General features: G+C 35.7%; 19 protein-coding genes. 6 read left to right on the top strand and 13 right to left on the bottom strand.

Annotated elements, in window-relative coordinates; all coding sequences use genetic code 11:
• Positions 1-7 precede the first annotated feature (7 nt).
• The 6 genes from BMW64_RS11705 to ruvX form a co-directional block, all read right to left on the bottom strand.
• Positions 8-862 (bottom strand): putative phage abortive infection protein, encoded by an 855-nt coding sequence (locus tag BMW64_RS11705; protein WP_090000156.1) that lies wholly within the window; start codon positions 860-862, stop codon positions 8-10.
• 148 nt (positions 863-1010) lie between these two features.
• Positions 1011-1892, bottom strand: a complete 882-nt coding sequence (locus BMW64_RS11700; RefSeq protein ID WP_090000155.1) for a hypothetical protein — start codon at positions 1890-1892, stop codon at positions 1011-1013.
• An 8-nt stretch (positions 1893-1900) separates the two neighbouring features.
• Complete coding sequence (locus BMW64_RS11695; RefSeq protein WP_090000154.1) at positions 1901-2176, bottom strand: hypothetical protein; 276 nt, start codon at positions 2174-2176, stop codon at positions 1901-1903.
• Between the two features lie 290 nt (positions 2177-2466).
• On the bottom strand, positions 2467-3030 hold the full coding sequence (locus BMW64_RS11690; protein ID WP_090000434.1) for a DUF5606 family protein: 564 nt from the start codon (positions 3028-3030) through the stop codon (positions 2467-2469).
• A 95-nt stretch (positions 3031-3125) separates the two neighbouring features.
• The gene (gene def / locus BMW64_RS11685; RefSeq protein ID WP_090000153.1) at positions 3126-3698 is read right to left on the bottom strand and encodes a peptide deformylase; all 573 of its coding nucleotides are present in this window, start codon (positions 3696-3698) and stop codon (positions 3126-3128) included.
• Entirely contained in the window at positions 3695-4111 is a 417-nt protein-coding gene (ruvX, locus tag BMW64_RS11680) for a Holliday junction resolvase RuvX (protein WP_090000152.1), read from the bottom strand. The genes def and ruvX overlap by 4 nt, the downstream gene beginning before the upstream one ends.
• Positions 4112-4224: 113 nt before the next feature.
• Between ruvX and BMW64_RS11675 the strand changes: the two genes are divergently transcribed.
• Positions 4225-4704 carry a SixA phosphatase family protein gene (locus tag BMW64_RS11675; RefSeq protein ID WP_090000151.1) on the top strand — a complete coding sequence of 160 codons (480 nt, stop codon included), beginning with the start codon at positions 4225-4227 and terminating at the stop codon, positions 4702-4704.
• A gap of 288 nt (positions 4705-4992) precedes the next feature.
• Here the strand turns inward: BMW64_RS11675 and BMW64_RS11670 are convergent, their stop codons facing one another.
• Positions 4993-6537, bottom strand: coding sequence for a serine hydrolase (locus tag BMW64_RS11670; protein WP_090000150.1), 1545 nt, complete (start codon positions 6535-6537; stop codon positions 4993-4995).
• An 87-nt stretch (positions 6538-6624) separates the two neighbouring features.
• On the opposite strand from BMW64_RS11670, the gene BMW64_RS11665 reads away from it, so the two are divergent.
• From BMW64_RS11665 to BMW64_RS11650, 4 genes are all read left to right on the top strand, one after another.
• Positions 6625-7122 (top strand): metallophosphoesterase family protein, encoded by a 498-nt coding sequence (locus BMW64_RS11665; protein ID WP_090000149.1) that lies wholly within the window; start codon positions 6625-6627, stop codon positions 7120-7122.
• Between the two features lie 94 nt (positions 7123-7216).
• A complete protein-coding gene (locus BMW64_RS11660; RefSeq protein ID WP_090000148.1) occupies positions 7217-7711 on the top strand; it encodes a Smr/MutS family protein in 495 nt (164 codons plus the stop codon).
• Between the two features lie 18 nt (positions 7712-7729).
• Entirely contained in the window at positions 7730-8446 is a 717-nt protein-coding gene (locus tag BMW64_RS11655; RefSeq protein ID WP_090000147.1) for a DUF3822 family protein, read from the top strand.
• A gap of 68 nt (positions 8447-8514) precedes the next feature.
• The gene (locus tag BMW64_RS11650) at positions 8515-9102 is read left to right on the top strand and encodes an RsmD family RNA methyltransferase (RefSeq protein WP_090000146.1); all 588 of its coding nucleotides are present in this window, start codon (positions 8515-8517) and stop codon (positions 9100-9102) included.
• On the opposite strand, the gene BMW64_RS11645 is transcribed toward BMW64_RS11650, so the two are convergent.
• A complete protein-coding gene (locus BMW64_RS11645; RefSeq protein WP_090000145.1) occupies positions 9103-9456 on the bottom strand; it encodes a winged helix-turn-helix transcriptional regulator in 354 nt (117 codons plus the stop codon).
• A gap of 83 nt (positions 9457-9539) precedes the next feature.
• On the opposite strand from BMW64_RS11645, the gene BMW64_RS11640 reads away from it, so the two are divergent.
• Complete coding sequence (locus BMW64_RS11640; protein ID WP_090000144.1) at positions 9540-10142, top strand: nitroreductase family protein; 603 nt, start codon at positions 9540-9542, stop codon at positions 10140-10142.
• Positions 10143-10240: 98 nt separating this feature from the next.
• Here the strand turns inward: BMW64_RS11640 and murI are convergent, their stop codons facing one another.
• The 5 genes from murI to BMW64_RS11615 all read right to left on the bottom strand — a co-directional run bounded on the left by murI (position 10241) and on the right by BMW64_RS11615 (position 15608).
• Positions 10241-11071 carry a glutamate racemase gene (gene murI, locus BMW64_RS11635; RefSeq protein ID WP_090000143.1) on the bottom strand — a complete coding sequence of 277 codons (831 nt, stop codon included), beginning with the start codon at positions 11069-11071 and terminating at the stop codon, positions 10241-10243.
• A 110-nt stretch (positions 11072-11181) separates the two neighbouring features.
• On the bottom strand, positions 11182-12291 hold the full coding sequence (gene hemW, locus BMW64_RS11630; protein ID WP_228400920.1) for a radical SAM family heme chaperone HemW: 1110 nt from the start codon (positions 12289-12291) through the stop codon (positions 11182-11184).
• A gap of 65 nt (positions 12292-12356) precedes the next feature.
• Positions 12357-13307, bottom strand: a complete 951-nt coding sequence (locus tag BMW64_RS11625; RefSeq protein ID WP_090000141.1) for a PorP/SprF family type IX secretion system membrane protein — start codon at positions 13305-13307, stop codon at positions 12357-12359.
• Positions 13308-13358: 51 nt separating this feature from the next.
• Positions 13359-14432, bottom strand: coding sequence for an RluA family pseudouridine synthase (locus tag BMW64_RS11620; protein ID WP_090000140.1), 1074 nt, complete (start codon positions 14430-14432; stop codon positions 13359-13361).
• 72 nt (positions 14433-14504) lie between these two features.
• On the bottom strand, positions 14505-15608 hold the full coding sequence (locus BMW64_RS11615) for a PASTA domain-containing protein (RefSeq protein WP_090000139.1): 1104 nt from the start codon (positions 15606-15608) through the stop codon (positions 14505-14507).
• Between the last annotated feature and the right edge of the window lie 385 nt (positions 15609-15993).

Below are 15993 nucleotides of genomic sequence, written 5' to 3'. Positions count from 1 at the left end.
TTATAACTTAATTTTCTTTTGGATGTATAAAAGCTGTTTCAGCGTAAGCATTTTTGGCCTCTATATTAATTAACAATTCATCATCTAAATTATCAAATAGAGTGTATGTTTCAATTAATGGTTTAAATTTTTCTTTTCCATTTTCATGTAACCCATTATATAAGAACAATATCATATCATGACTTGAAAGTTGTGCTCTAGCATAAGCAATGTATGTCCTTTTTTCTATACCATTTGTATTATGAATAAGTTTTATTATATGATAAAACGTTCTAAAATAGTGAGCCAGAAATTCTTTATATAATTTATAAGAAGAAATATAAAATGAAAGAACTTCGTCTACAGTATAATCTTCCATTATTTTTTTGTAATTTTTACGAAGACCTTCTTTACTTACAGCATTATTTTGAGCATCTAAAGCAATTACCTCAGAGATTTTATTAAATGCTTTTCGTCCGTGATAAGTGTCATTGTCAATTTGAATAGATGTATTATTTACAATTGTGTTAAATAAAGAAATCATTTCAAAAAATGTGTTCTCAAATCTTTGAATTCTTAAATTTTCATTTTGAGTAACAAATTCTTTCCTAGTGTCTGCCATTTCACCTCTGGTTAATTCAAGTTCTTCACGTTGAAGTTTTAATTCCTGACGCTGTAAGAGAATAGCAATAATAACACCAGTAAAAGATAATCCCGTAAACAAAGCATTAGACGCTCCAAACATGTCACCAAAGGTTCCTTGACCCTCCTCTCCAAGGCCTGTTGCATGGTTGTAATTAAACCATAAAGTAACAACCATAAAAATAATTGAAACACCTCCAATTATCCACATTGCCCAATTACTTTTTTTATTATTTTTCATCGCTATTAATTTTATTTTAATTTACAAATGTTGAATTATTGTACTCTTTTGTTAAATTTTCAGGAACTAATTTGTAAATAAAATTGGCTAACATATACTACTTTATAATAATTTTTTGAAATCTTAATCGTTTTTTGGGATTCAGTTTTTATTTTATTTCTTCATCAATCAATTTATTAGCCATATTTAATGCTGATTCTGATCTATTTTTATGAACTTCTTTAAAATTGAAATTATGTGACACTCTAAAAATTTCATCCTTAGTCTCCGAAAGAAAATTTAGAGAACTTTTTAAATGAACGACCCCTTGAGCATTGGTGGCATTCCACGAAAATTTTGGGCTAAGTCTAATTATATTAGCAAGTTTTAGTCTGCTATTTGTATGCTTTGCTTTCTGAGAATGGTTAATATATTGAATCGAAAAATCTTTTTCCATGAATGGTGCAAAATACCATTTAAATTCATCGTAAGTTTCAAAGTCAAGTGGATTTATGAATGGTTGAAATAAAGTGGAAATATTATTGCTAAATTCTTTATCACAAGAATTTAAATCGTGTGGAAACTCCTGATTAATCATTATTCTACAACCTTTTGCAATTCCTTCTAACTTTACGGCATTTGTTACCGCATCTCCTAGTATAAATCGCCCTAACGTGTGATTTTGACTAGTTTCAATTATTTCTCCGTAGGATAATCCTCCCCGACATAATATACCATTTGAAATACACTCAGACATTATATTATTTGCCGAAATAACTACTTCTTTAACGTTTTTAGACCATATGAAAGCACAATCAGATAATTGTGAAATGGTAGTATCTCCAAATTTTTTATTAATTTTTAATAAAATTTCTCTAAACTTTGCCAGGACACTGGCTGCTAGGTTTTGATTTTCATAAGGCAATGAGTATTGGTCTAACCATACCGCAAAATCTTCGTCTTTGAGATTTATTTTTTTTTGTGTCAAAGCACCAAATCCTAGAATATCGACAAAGAATACAGCACCTTGAATTTTATTAATCAATTCCATTTATTATATTATACAGTTGTATTATTGGTATTTGGTTCTGGATTATCATTTTTAAAATTAGCGGCGACAATTTTTATACGATTCTCGTTAATGCTTGACGGCAGAGCTTCTTGATTTTGAGCCATACTTATTGGCACATAAATTCTCCCATTAGATACCTTAACAGTATAATTAAAATTTTCGTTTATAAAATGTTCTTCATAGTATCCTATTTCAGAATTATATTGTTTTGCACGTTCGATGATAGCGATTATACCATACTTATTGTCTGTAGATCTTGTCATATAATAAATTTTCTATAGTTATTTTATCGGCTTTAGTGTAAATATGTGTTGTGTCAAAATTCTTGTTCTTAAAAATATAAATTAAAAGACTTTCTAATATCATAGTTCGATAAGGAAATAATTTTCCTCTATGGATCGATCAATTCATAAATGTAATAATAAGAAATATTTTGTGTTTACGGCAATCCGTATTTATACTGAATTTATAATAGAATATTCTTTACTATTAAAAACAACAAAAAACCCCACCAAATCTGATGAGGTCCATATCTTAAATTAAAATCAAGGATTTATCCCTGTTTTCTGTGCGTGCTTTTCGGAGCGGCTTTGGCTGCGGAAGTGGCTTTTACTTTTGGAGCGGCCTGCTTTTCAGCTTTTGGGGCTGCTTTCTTAGGCGCTTCTTTTTCTACGTTTACTTCTTCAGTCGCCGGTTCGCCATCCAGTGTTTCAGGCTCTGCTTTTACAAAGCTTTCCGGCGTGATGTATCCAGCTTTGTGAAGGATGTTGTACCATTGTGCCAGTTTTTTGATATCGGAAGCGTACACTCTTTCGGTATCGTAGTTCGGAAGAGAAGCGGTCATGAATTCTTTCAGCTCAGCTTCAGTAGCTTTGTGGTGGATGGCTTCTTTGTAATCGTAGTTTTTCGCAATATTTTCAAACACTTCGAACAAAGGAACTTCCTTATCAAAGGTAAACATGGCGATGTTATCCAGCAAGCTTACCTGGCTGGAATTCCCGATGCTCACTTTCTTCTTGGTCGTAACATCTTCAATGATAAAACCGTTTCTTAATTGAGAAACTAATTTGTAAAGTCCTGGTTTTCCAGAGATTGAAATTATTTTTTCTAACAGCATAATTTTATTTTTTATCAATTCTGCAATCGCTTCCGGCACCTCGGCAAGCTCCGTGCGTGGGCTTTTGCGTTATATTTCTTCTTTTTATTATTTACTTATTTGGGGAATCTCATTTTATAACTGATGCTTACGTCACCCTGGGTAATTTTGGTCAGCTTTCCTTTCACGAGCTTCTTTTTCAGGGCGCTCAAATGGTCGGTGAACAGAATTCCTTCGATGTGGTCATACTCATGCTGGATTACGCGGGCTCTAATATCGGAAAAAGTTTCGGTATGTTTTACGAAATTTTCGTCATAGTATTCAATGACGATGGTTTCTTTCCGCTTCACGTCTTCCCGTACATCCGGAATCGAAAGGCATCCTTCATTGAATTTCCACTCTTCACCGGATTCTTCAAGAATTTGCGCATTGATGAACACTTTCTTAAATTCTGCCAGCTCATCCTTGATGTCTTCATAATCTTCATCTTCCGCCAGCGGGCTCACATCGATCACAAACAGACGGATATCCAGTCCGATCTGCGGGGCCGCCAGGCCAATTCCGTTGGCACTGTACATGGTCTCGAACATGTTTTCTATCAGTTCCTGCAGGTCGGGATAATCCTGGTCTATGTCCTTTGCCACTTTTCTTAAAACCGGGTCCCCAAAAGCTCTTATCGGTAAAATCATCTTGTTCTTTGTTCTAAAAAATTCTGCAATATGATGGTTGCACTTACTTTATCTATTAATCCTTTCTCCTGCCGCTGCTTTTTACTTTTTCCGCTTTGGGAAATAAAAAAAGAAGCCATCTTGGATGTAAATCTCTCATCGAAGCGGTTGACTTTAACCGTTGGAAATTCGTTTTTAAAAATATCTATAAATTTCAAAATGTCGGTTTCCACTTCGGAAATATTTCCTTTCAGATCTACAGGAAGGCCTATTACCACTTCATCTACTTTGTTTTCGCTGAAATATTTCTTTAAAAATTCAGTTAAAATCTGCGTAGACACGGTGTCCAGACCGCTTGCAATGATCTGCATATCGTCGGTTACAGCGATGCCGCACCGAGCCTTTCCGTAGTCTATTGCAAGGATTTGTCCCATAGGTTTGCAAATTTAGTAAATTTTAATGATTTTATTCCAAACACATTTTTTTTATAAATCATGTTTTTATTCCGCTATTTTTTTTATAATTTTAATTTTCTAAAAACGAAAATATGAAGAAACTCATTCTCGTAAGACATGCGAAAAGTGACTGGCCCGAAGAAACAGAGGACTTCGACAGACCTTTGGCAGACAAGGGGTTAGAAGAAGCCATGCAGATGTCCAGGTTTATGAAAAATAACAATGTGGCAATCGACTATTTTGTGTCGAGCCCGGCTGTACGTGCATTGAATACATGCAAAATCTTCAATCAGTCTTATGACATCAATATGGTCACGAATGAGAAACTTTATAATCCTTCGGAAAGCAATTTTGAGTCTGTGATCTATGATTTAGATGACAATGTAAATTCCGTAGCATTTTTCTCCCACAATAACGGAATTTCCAATTTTGCCAATTCTATTTCTGAAGACATCTTCCACTTCCCGACCTGCGGCGTGGCGGGTTTTGAGATCGACTGCAATTCGTGGTCTGAATTTGACGGAGCCAAAAAGAGACTGCTGTTCTTCTATGATCCGGGAAAAATAAGATGAAACGATCCAATGGCTTCGAGAGCCTCAGCCACCGGATCTTTTCATCTTACCATGTAAAAAATCAAAGATTTTTTAGAACTTTTGTGTTCTAAAATATGCGCAACGCTTTATCCTTTAATCTAATATGACTTATGTGTTAAAAGCTTTTGTCACTTTTGTGGTTACATAAAAAGTTCAAACAAACTTAACCCATAATTTTCGGCTAAAGCCTTTTTCTCCATTCAAAAACCAAAAGACGGGCTAAGCCCGTCCCTATTGATAAGCATTCCCTGAATGATTTTTTATAAATTATTTCCGTCTCAAATCCAGATCATCAAAATCAAAGCTGAAATCCGTAACATCGGAAATCGGTTTCAATCTGGCAGACTGCGCTTTTCCTGTCTCGTCATAGTCGAAAATAATGTAAGCATCGGCATCGTAGCTTCTGTCATCCCATTTGATAATAAAAGAATTATTGGAAAAAGGCAGTAATTCACCTTTCAATCTTGGAGAATTTTTACAGAAAATCCTGTAAGCATTTCCCTGCTGTGAGATTTCTACATCGCCAAACCATTTGTCGCCATAGGTTCCGACGAATTGTTCTGCTTTTGGCTGAAGATTTTTGTCTTTCCTGAAGGTTTCTAATTTGGCAAAGGCTTCTTTTTTCTGCTTGTCGAACTCCGCTTCCATTTTCTTCATTCGGTCGTCATAGGTTTTCAGCCAGTTGCGGTCTGCGATTCCGAGGTAAGAATCTTTTACGGTATTGGTAACCGTACTGAAAGCCGCTCCGGATTGCTGGTTCGTTAAAACCACAATGCCCAGTTTCATATCGGGGATCAGCGTAAACTGTGTAACCGTTCCGATCAATCCGCCGGTGTGCTGAATTTGTTTATGACCTTTCACATCACTTAAAAACCAGCCCATTCCATATCCGTAGAAACTGGTGTCATAAGGATTTTTCGCCGCCACTGCATCTGGAATCTGTAAGCTCCAAAGCTGATGAACATTTTTATCTGAAACTAATTTTTTACCGTCTTTCGTGGTGAAATTATTCAACAGGAATTCTGCCCATGTTGTCATGTCTTTAATATTGCTCAAGATTCCTCCCGCAGCATTGCCTGTTTCGTTCCAGTCGTGGGGAACTGCGATGGCTTTTCCGTCAACCGGCGCATGCGCATCGATTTTATTGGCAACAGCTTTTGCCCTGTTGTAGCTTCCGAAACTTGAAGTCATTCCTACAGGTTTCATAATCCGCTGTTCGATAAATTCTGCCCAGCTTAATCCTGAAACTCTGTGAATGACTTCACCGGCAACGATGAACATAATATTATTGTAATCTAATGTCGTTCTGAAAGGATTTTCAGGCTTTAGGTACCTTACGTTGTGAACAATGTCATTTACCGTTAGATTTCCACCTTCCGGAAAGAACATCAAATCTCCTTGTCCCAGTCCTAATCCGGCCCTGTGCGTCACCAAATCTTTAATGGTAACATTTTGAGAAACATACGGATCATACATCTGAAATTCAGGAATATATTTGGAAACTTTATCGTCCCAATCCAGCTTTCCCTCATCGGCTAAAATAGCCAAAGCCGTACACGTAAAACCTTTTGAATTGGAGGCGATTCCAACAAGTGTATTTTCATCCATCGGTTGTTTGGTCGTCAGAGAGCGTACGCCAAATCCTTTTGAATAAATTACTTTGCCATCTTTGATAATTCCCACCGACATTCCCGGCACATCGAATGTTTTCAGGGTATTTTGTACAAGTTCATCAAGTTTTTTCTCTTCCACCTGTGCGTTCGCAATACCGACAGCAAGTAAAAGAAAGAAAAAAGAAAGTTTCTGCTTCATTTTTTAATTTTTTCAAATTTAATTAAATATTAGATGATGCTGATATAAAAAGTAAAACTTCATAACTTTGCAGGATAAAACCAGTCAATGACCAAAATCCTGCTCCTTTCCGATTCCCATTCATACATTGATGACCGTATTTTAGAATATGCCGGGCAGGCAGATGAAATATGGCATGGTGGTGATTTCGGGAGCATGGAAGTGATTGAGCAGCTGGAAAAAATCAAACCGCTAAAAGGCGTTTACGGAAATATCGACAATGCAAAAATCCGTTCGGAATTCCCTGAAGTGAATCGTTTCTTTTGCGAAGGTGTGGAAGTTCTGATGATCCACATCGGCGGTTATCCGGGAAAATATACGCCACTGGCAAAACAGGAAATTGCGGGAAAAGCTCCAAAGCTATTTATTTCAGGCCATTCGCATATTTTGAAAGTGATGTTTGATAAGAAAAACAACCTGCTTCATCTCAATCCGGGAGCATGTGGAAAGCAGGGATGGCACAAAATGAGGACGATGATGCGTTTTGTAATCGACGGAGCGGAAATCAAGGATCTGGAAGTGATTGAATTGGGACCTAAATTTTAAACACGGATCTCACTAATGTTTCACGAATATCACTAATTTAATTTGTGGAAATTTGTGAAATTATTTGTGCTTTTTGTGGTTTACAAAAACAGTTATGAAAATAGGAGATAAAGTTTCGGTGGTAGATGAAGATTTGAGCGGGGTTGTCACTTCGGTCAACGGAAATATTGTTGTTTTTAAAGATGAATATGGTTTTACGCATCAGTATCCGAAAGAAAAACTGGTTCCGAAAAATTCAGATCTGTACGAAAATATTAAAGTTGTAAAAAAAGCAGAGCCTAAAAAAAACATTTCTAAAAAACATCAGAAAAATGCTTTGGTTCTTGACCTTCATTTTCATAATCTTGTTAAAAACCCTAATGATTATGACAGTTTTGAAAGACTTTTCATTCAGAAGGAAAGATTACTCGAAACGTTGAATTTCTGCAGGAAAAACCATCTTAAAAGATTAGAGATCGTACACGGAATCGGTGACGGCACTCTTCAGAGAATGGTTTGGGATGTCCTGGAAAGCCAGACTGGGCTCGATTTTTACAACAAGGAAATACTTCATCATCAATCGGGTGCTGTAATGGTAGAATTTCACTAAATTTGCAGGAATTGAAATATGAATATACTTAATTTACTTTTCACCAAAGACGGATTGACTTACCAGATTGCCCGGAATAAAAGCATTGTGGAAGAAAAATCGTATTTCGTAAATGAAGAATCTCCGGAAAATCTTATTTCAGATAAACTGGACGAAGTACTGATCAAACAAAGGTTTGATGAAATTCATGTTATTTCGGCACTGAATCATTTTACGCTGATGCCGGAAGGATTTTCGCAGCATGAAACAGGATTTGATCTGATCGCATTCAACGCCCCTGTTGATAAGGAAAAAGAAGAGCTGATGCTGTCGATCAATGAGAAGTTCAAAGTTCAGTTTTATTACACATTCCCGAAGGATTTTTACAGAAAAATCAAAGATTTGGCTTTACCTGTGAATTTTAATTTTTCGGGCGAGAAATTTCTGAATTCCATCCATAATAAAAATAATAAGGAAATTCACATTAATCTTTATCACAATCAATGTGAATTTTTTGCCATAGACAACAAGAAAATTATTTTATATAATAATCTGGATGTTAATTCTGAGGTTGATTTTCTTTATTTCATCATGTTTACCTTAAGCAAGATCGGTTTTGGGATTAATGAAACGAATTTCTTTGCTTACGGAGAAACTACTGAAAATGAGACCTTTATTTCCGAACTTCAGAAATTTGTGAAAAATTTAAAAATCATATTCGATAATATTCCGAATAAAAATTTTATACTAAATTAGGTTACAGGAAGCAGTGACCAGGTTTAAGTCATCCGCATGCTTTATCTACAATCTAAAACTTAACAATTATGTACAGAATCATTTCAGGCAAATGGAAAGCCAAAAAAATAGCTGCTCCAAAGAATTTTGATGTAAGACCAACAACAGATTTTGCTAAGGAAGCGCTTTTCAGTATTTTGGAAAATACATATGATATGCAGTCGGTTTCCGTGCTTGATCTTTTTGCAGGCATTGGCTCCATCACGCTGGAATTTGCTTCCAGAGGATGTCAGGATATAACTTCTGTAGAAATGAACCCGAAACACACGGCTTTCATTAATTCTACCGCTGCTGATTTGGATATGGCTTTGCAGGTGAATGTGCAGCGTGGTGATGTTTTCGACTGGCTTAAAAAATTCAGAAACAAAAAATCTTTTGAAATTGTTTTTTCTGATGCTCCATTTGAAATGGAAGAGAAAAAGTACCAGGAAATCATTTCCCTGGTCTTAAACAATAAATATTTAAAGGAAAACGGAATTTTAGTCGTTGAACATCAAAGCAGAATGAAACTGAATCATCCGAATTTAATAGATACCAGAAAATACGGAAATGTGAGCTTCAGTTTTTTTGAGCCGAATAAAGATGAAGAGACAACAGCTATAGATACAGCACAATAATCAGGAAGTTTTCCTGATTATTTTTTTTGAGTTTTCCACAGCTTCAATTCCCCATTTTCTAATCGCCTGAATCACCGGAAAAAGGGTGTTTCCGAAATCCGTTAAGGCATATTCTACCATGAGTGGCGGCTTTTGGGTATAGACTTTTCTCTCAATCACACCGTCTTCTTCCAGCTGCTTTAACTGCAGGCTTAAAGTTCTTTCTGTGATGGTAGGAATAAGTTTCCTGATTTCATTATATCGTTTTGGGCCGCTAGTAAGGTGAACGAGTATGACCGCCTTCCATTTTCCTCCTATAAATTTCATCGTCACACTGGTACAGCAGGGATACATCTTATCGTCTATGGTGTACATTTTATACTATCATTTTTTACCGTTATTGCAAATGTATAAAACTTACAATAGTTTTGCAACTATAAAAAATATAGTATAAAATTATGAGCTTTTTAGAAAAAATGAAATCAAGATATACCGTAAAAAAGTATAACTCAAATGGAACGATCAATGAAGAAACTGTTCAGCAGTTGAAAGATATTTTACATCTTAGTCCATCGTCGATCAACAGCCAGCCCTGGAATTTCGTTTTCGTTAATGATTCTTCTGAATACAAACAGCAACTGGCCGAAGCTTCTTACTGGAATAAGGATAAAGTGGTTAACAGTAATTTATTGGTTGTATTTCAGGTACTTCGTAATCCAGAGGATTTTGAAAAGCAGATCGAAGGGCATCTGCCGGAAGGATCTATCAATTATTACAGAACTTTTGTGAAGCCGAAAGGAGAAGCTGCTGTGAAATCATGGATGGCCCACCAGGTGTACCTTTCATTAGGTGTTTTGCTTTCAGCCTGTGCAGAAATGGGACTTGATTCTACGCCCATGGAAGGTATCGAAAACGATAAATATGACGCCATAATTAACAATGGAAAATACGAAACACTTTTTGCAGTGACCATTGGTACAAAATCGGAAGAAGACACTAACCAGCCGATTCACACCCCGAAAAAGAGACTGGACAAAAAAGAGGTAATTTTAGAAATTTAATTGATTTAAATGCAAAAGATTAAATGCTACATTTTGCAAATGCATCTTTGCTTTAAATATTAATACAAAAAGCTGTTCAACGAGGAACAGCTTTTATTTTATAATACTTTTAATTCTAAATCGATGGATCTTCCGAAGAATTTCTTGGAGATTTTTTCAAAATTTTTCGTTAAATCCGATAGATAAAAATGGTAGCTCGGATTAGGATTCTGATCATTGAGCAAATTGTATTTATCTAAAATAATCTTCAAATGATTGGCCACAATATTAGGAGAATCGATCACCCGGACACGGTTACCATAATATTGTTTGATTTCATCGATTAATAAAGGATAATGCGTACAGCCTAAAATCAGGGTTTCAATATTCTTCAGCTTACTGTTGCTCAGGTAATTATAAATAATTGCATGGGTAATCGGATGATTTTTAAAGCCTTCTTCAATAGCCGGAACCAATAAAGGCGTCGCCAGTTCATCAACCTTGATCCATTTATTATGTTTTCTGATGCTTTTTTTATACAAGCCGGAATTTACCGTAGCTTTAGTCGCAATAACCCCAACATTATTATGAATTTCATAAGAAACTTTTTCTGCAACAGGATTAATAACGTCAATCACAGGAACTTTTCCGGCCACAGAAAGCATCACTTCATTTAGTGCATTCGCCGTCGCCGTATTGCAGGCAATAACAATAGCTTTACAGTTTTGCTCCAGCAAAAAGTTGGTGATTTTCGTAGAATATTCAATGATGGCTTCTCTCGATTTTTCACCGTAAGGAAGGTGTTTGGTGTCTCCGAAATAAATAAGGTCTTCATGAGGAAGCAGCCGCTTAATTTCTTTAGCTACCGTTAATCCACCTACACCACTATCGAAAATCCCGATAGGCTGTTTCGGTGAAAGATGCGAGTAATCTTGCTTTTTAGTTTTCAAAATGAGTCTGAAATTTTATACAAAAATAGTGAAATTGTTGGATGCCCGAAGCTGGATGCCGCAAGTTTTTCGCAAACGATTCTTGTAGCTTCCGGCTTTAAACTTCCAACTTAAATTATAAATAAATCAGAAGCAATTCCATCTGCCATAAACCAATGCTTTTCCGGAATTTTCAGATGGTTGTTTTCAATAATTAATATTTCTCCATTAATTTTTGACTGAATCTCTTTCTGGAAATGTTCTATTATTTCACCATTGAATTTTTCTTTTAAACGATTTAAATCAACTCCCCAAATTGTCCTTAAACCAATCATAATCATTTCATTAAACTGATCTTTAAGTGAAAGAATCTCTTCTTCTTTAGCCAGTATATTTGAATTGAGCTTTTTGATATATTGCTGATTATTGGCAATATTCCAGCTTCTGACATCAAATCCATTATAAGAATGTGCAGACGGCCCAATGCCCAGATATTCTTTGTATTTCCAATATGAAGAATTGTGCTTTGAATAAAAGCCGGGTTTTGCAAAATTGGAAACTTCATAATGTTCAAATCCGTTATCCTTCAGTAAATCTGATAAATAACAGAATTCTCTGTTCTGCTCTTCTTCTTTTGGACTTTTTATTTTTCCTTTTGAAATCCAGTTTTCCAAGGCAGTTTTTGGTTCAACTGTCAACGCATATGAAGAAATATGCGGAACCTGAAGTGCAATGGTTTTATTTAAATTTTCCTTCCAGATTTCAAGATTGGAAGTGGGCGAACCGTAAATGAGATCAATGCTGAGATTTTCAAATCCGAAATCCTGAGCCCTTTTGATGGAGTCTTCAGCTTCTGACGCAGTATGAGCGCGATTCATTAATTTTAAATCTGCTTCAAAAAAACTTTGAGTTCCGATAGATAAACGATTTATCGGAGAATCGGCTAAACCTTTAAGGAAGGTTTTGTCCAGATCATCCGGATTGGCCTCTAAAGTAATTTCAATATCATGATCAAAAGTGAAATATTTCAAAACCTCATCAATCAGAGATTTTATTTCATCTGATGAAAGGATGGACGGTGTGCCACCGCCAAAGTAAAGGGACTGTAAATTTTTGTTTTGCAATTCATCTTTTCGCAGAAAAATCTCCTTTTTCATGGCAGCCAGCATTTCATCTTTAAAATTTAAAAATGTTGAAAAATGAAAGTTGCAGTAGCTGCATTTCTGTTTGCAAAAAGGAATGTGAATATAGATCATAAAAAAAGCCCTGAAAAATTCAGAGCTCAAATTTATTTAAATTAAATCAATTAATATCTATAACCTCTGTGGTTAATGAAGTTGTCGAAGTTATATCCTACTCCTAACATGAAGCTGTTCCCTCCATATTCCTGAATATCAGACAATCCGATGTTGTAAGTAGCACCCACCATAAATTTGTTGAATCTTACTTTTACAACCGGTGCAATCTGTAACTGCTGACTGTCGAATCTATTCTGAACAGTTCTGTAGTTTACTCCGAAAGAGAATGAGTTGATATCGTTAAAGAATGTAGCCATAAGGTTACCGTCAATCGTTCTTGTAGAGTTGGTATTTAAGTTAATCAATACAGATGGTGTTAAATACATATTATCTGCAAAATGCCAGTCCCATCCTAAATTCAAGAAGAATTTGATTGGAGAAGGCTCACGTCCGTTTACAATTGCTTCATCATTGGTAAGAGCAATATCGTTCACGGAAACTGAAGCAAAGATATTTCTGTAAGTAGCCGCTGCTCCAAAGTTGGCATAAGCCATGAAGATGTTACTTTCACTTCCCTGCAATAAAGGGTCTGAAGCATCTTGGGTATTAATTTTTGAATAATCAAAATTCATGTTGTATAAGCTAATGCTTGTACCGAAAGAGAACTGGTCTTTTCTGTCTCCTTCACTGCTAAGAGGAATAAAATATGAAGCACCAGCCGTAATACCTCCTGCGGAAATAGGACCATTACTGTCTCTGAATACTGATAAACCCGCACCTACTCTATCAAAGATGTTCGCATTGATCCCCACTGACTGTACGTTTGGAGACTCACTGAACTTCGAAAATTGCTGCTGATAGTTAAGATTAAGCTGCACATAGTCGGTCTTTCCGTATTGTGCCGGGTTGAACAGAAAATCACCATCTAAAAGGTATTGTTGATAGTATGGTAATGTTTCTTGTGCTTTGTATGCATTTGACAAAAGAGCTAAACATACGATAGCATATAGTTTTCTCATAACAAATCTTGATTTCAATTCAACAAATATAAAAAAATTCTCAATATATTTTTAGTTTTCTAAATAATTTCTCCATTTTTTTACAGCATCCGCCATATCTTTCGGCATTGGGCTTTCAAAATATAATTCTTTCTTTGTGGTGGGGTGTATAAATCCTAAGGTATGGGCGTGAAGTGCATGTCTAGGCAAAATTTCAAATACATTTTTTATAAACTGCTTGTACTTAGGAAGATTCACTCCCCGGAGAGGTGTATGTCCTTCATACCGTTCATCATTAAACAAAGTGTGACCGATGTGTTTGAAGTGCGCCCTGATCTGATGCGTTCTTCCTGTTTCGAGTTTACATTCTACCCAGGTCATATATTTGAATCTTTCCAGAACCTTGTAATGGGTTACTGCGTGCTTTCCCTGGCTGCCGTCTTCATAAGTGTGCATCTGCATCCTGTTTTTAGGATGACGTCCTATATGGCCTCTTATGGTCCCTTCATCATCCTGTACATTGCCCCAGACAAAAGCCCAGTACAATCTCTTTGTTTTTCTGTCGAAAAATTGTTTGGCCAAAAAGCTTAAAGCATATTCATTTTTTGCGATCACCAGAAGCCCGGAAGTATCCTTATCAATTCTGTGAACTAATCCTACCCTGTCGAGATCAGATTTTTCCCCATTTTGTTCAAAGTGATAGGCCAGTGCGTTTACCAAAGTTCCGTCCCAATTCCCAAATCCCGGATGTACCACCATTCCCGGATCTTTATCGACAACAATCAAATCGTCATCTTCGTATACAATATTGATGGGAATATTCTGAGGGATAATGACATTTTCTCTCGGAGGATGAGCGAGCAATACAGAAATCTGATCTCCCGGTTTTACACGATAATTTTGTTTAACAGGAGTTCCGTTAACGACTACATTTCCGGCTCTGCACGTCTGCGAAATTTTATTTCTTGAAGAATTCTGACGAAAAATCAAAAGGAACTTATCAATCCGCAAAGGCTCCTGGCTTTTATCCACAGTAATATTGAGATGTTCGTATAATCCCTTATTTTCCTCATCAATATCAATATTATCAATACTGTTTTGGTCTAATAATTCTTCATCTAAAAAATCTTCGTTGTCTTCTGCCATTGTTTTATCTTTTTATACAAAAAGCTTCAACGTAATAAAAGTTGAAGCCTGTATTTTTATGAGAATTAATTATTATTCTACTACTACTTTTTTAGCTTTCGGTTTTTCTGCCGTTTTTTGATTTGAAGTGGCAGGCTTATTATTAGAGCCTGTATTTCTGTTAGCTAAATTGGAAGTTGTCGTTTTCGGTTTTGTACCTTCGCTGGCCGAAACCGTTGTTTTTCCGGCAGATTTCTGAGCATCTGTTTTCTGAGGTTCCGAAGAAGAAGGTTTCGGGCTTTCTCTTTTTGGTGGAGCAGGAACCTGAGGTTCTTCATATGCCGGCTCATGATAAGCAGGAACTTCCTGATATTGTATTGGCGGTAATCCTGTATCTACTTTCATTCGGTATACAGAATTCAGTTCTTCAATTTTTGCTCTCAATTCCGCAGGAGTTCTTTTACTTGCCCAAAGATCCATCTGCATTCCCTGATCTCTCACATCTCCGGCAGCAGGATCCTGATAATAAATAATATCAGATTCATCTTTGCTTCCGTCTTCATGCTCTACAAGACCCACTTCGAACATACTTCTGGCGATCACTGCTCTTGCTTCTTTTACGGTAAGTCCCACAACATTAGGAATAGAAATATTTCTCATCGGTCCTGAACCTATCACAACGTCTACAACAGAAAATCTAGGAACTTTAGTCATTGGTTTTACAGGATTTCCTTTAAATAGAATCCTTAATATTGCATCTTTCTGGATGCTTGGTTCATAAATGGTATCACCAACTTTTAATCCTACCTGTTCCAGCCTCTGAAAAGCCAATACTGAATATTTGTTAATAACATCTGGTACAGCAACAGGAGCCCAAGTCTTCGGATTCACCATTACCTGTATCAATGCTTCTGGTTTTACACGAGAATACGGTAAAGGATATACTTTTAAAACTTGATATGGTTTATACTTAGGATCATAATTAAAACTATCAATTTTATATTTCAAACCGGCATCCTCTAAAACTTTTACTGCATCTTGTGCCGTCATATTCATTATATTTGGAACAGGAATTTCCTGGCCATGATTGGTATAATATTCCAACCAGCGGAATGTAAGCCATATTAATCCCACGAAAAGTGCTATTGATAGTAATAAATTAATTAAAACTTTCCAGTGGAAAAGTGATTTAAGCATGTTTCAAAAAACTTTAATTATATCAGCAAATATAATTAAAGTTTTTAAAATTCGATTTTATTTGGCTTAAATCTTATTTTCAACATTTAATAGTGAAATGTGTATTTTTAAATCTTTAATTGATCATATTAAAATAAAAAAGTTGGGAAATACCCTAGTCATGGTCGGAAGATTTTTTTCTTCCGATTTTTTGTTTCTCATGCGTTGAAAAGTAGATATAAGTGATTGATTTTTAATTATTTATATTGTTTTATTGATTGTGATTTTGTATCTTTGCATCTGATAATCAATTATTTATGTCAGTTTTTAAAGATCACAGAATTTCACTTAAGCAAGTTTTAGAATTTATTCCCGAAGCACTTTTAAGCCATCTTTCTGCAACCAC

Origin of the sequence: Chryseobacterium taichungense (assembly GCF_900109935.1) — a bacterium.
In the GTDB taxonomy this organism is placed as follows: domain Bacteria; phylum Bacteroidota; class Bacteroidia; order Flavobacteriales; family Weeksellaceae; genus Chryseobacterium; species Chryseobacterium taichungense.
Note: the sequence above shows the minus strand (reverse complement) of the source record. Positions and strands in the feature narration are given on the sequence as shown.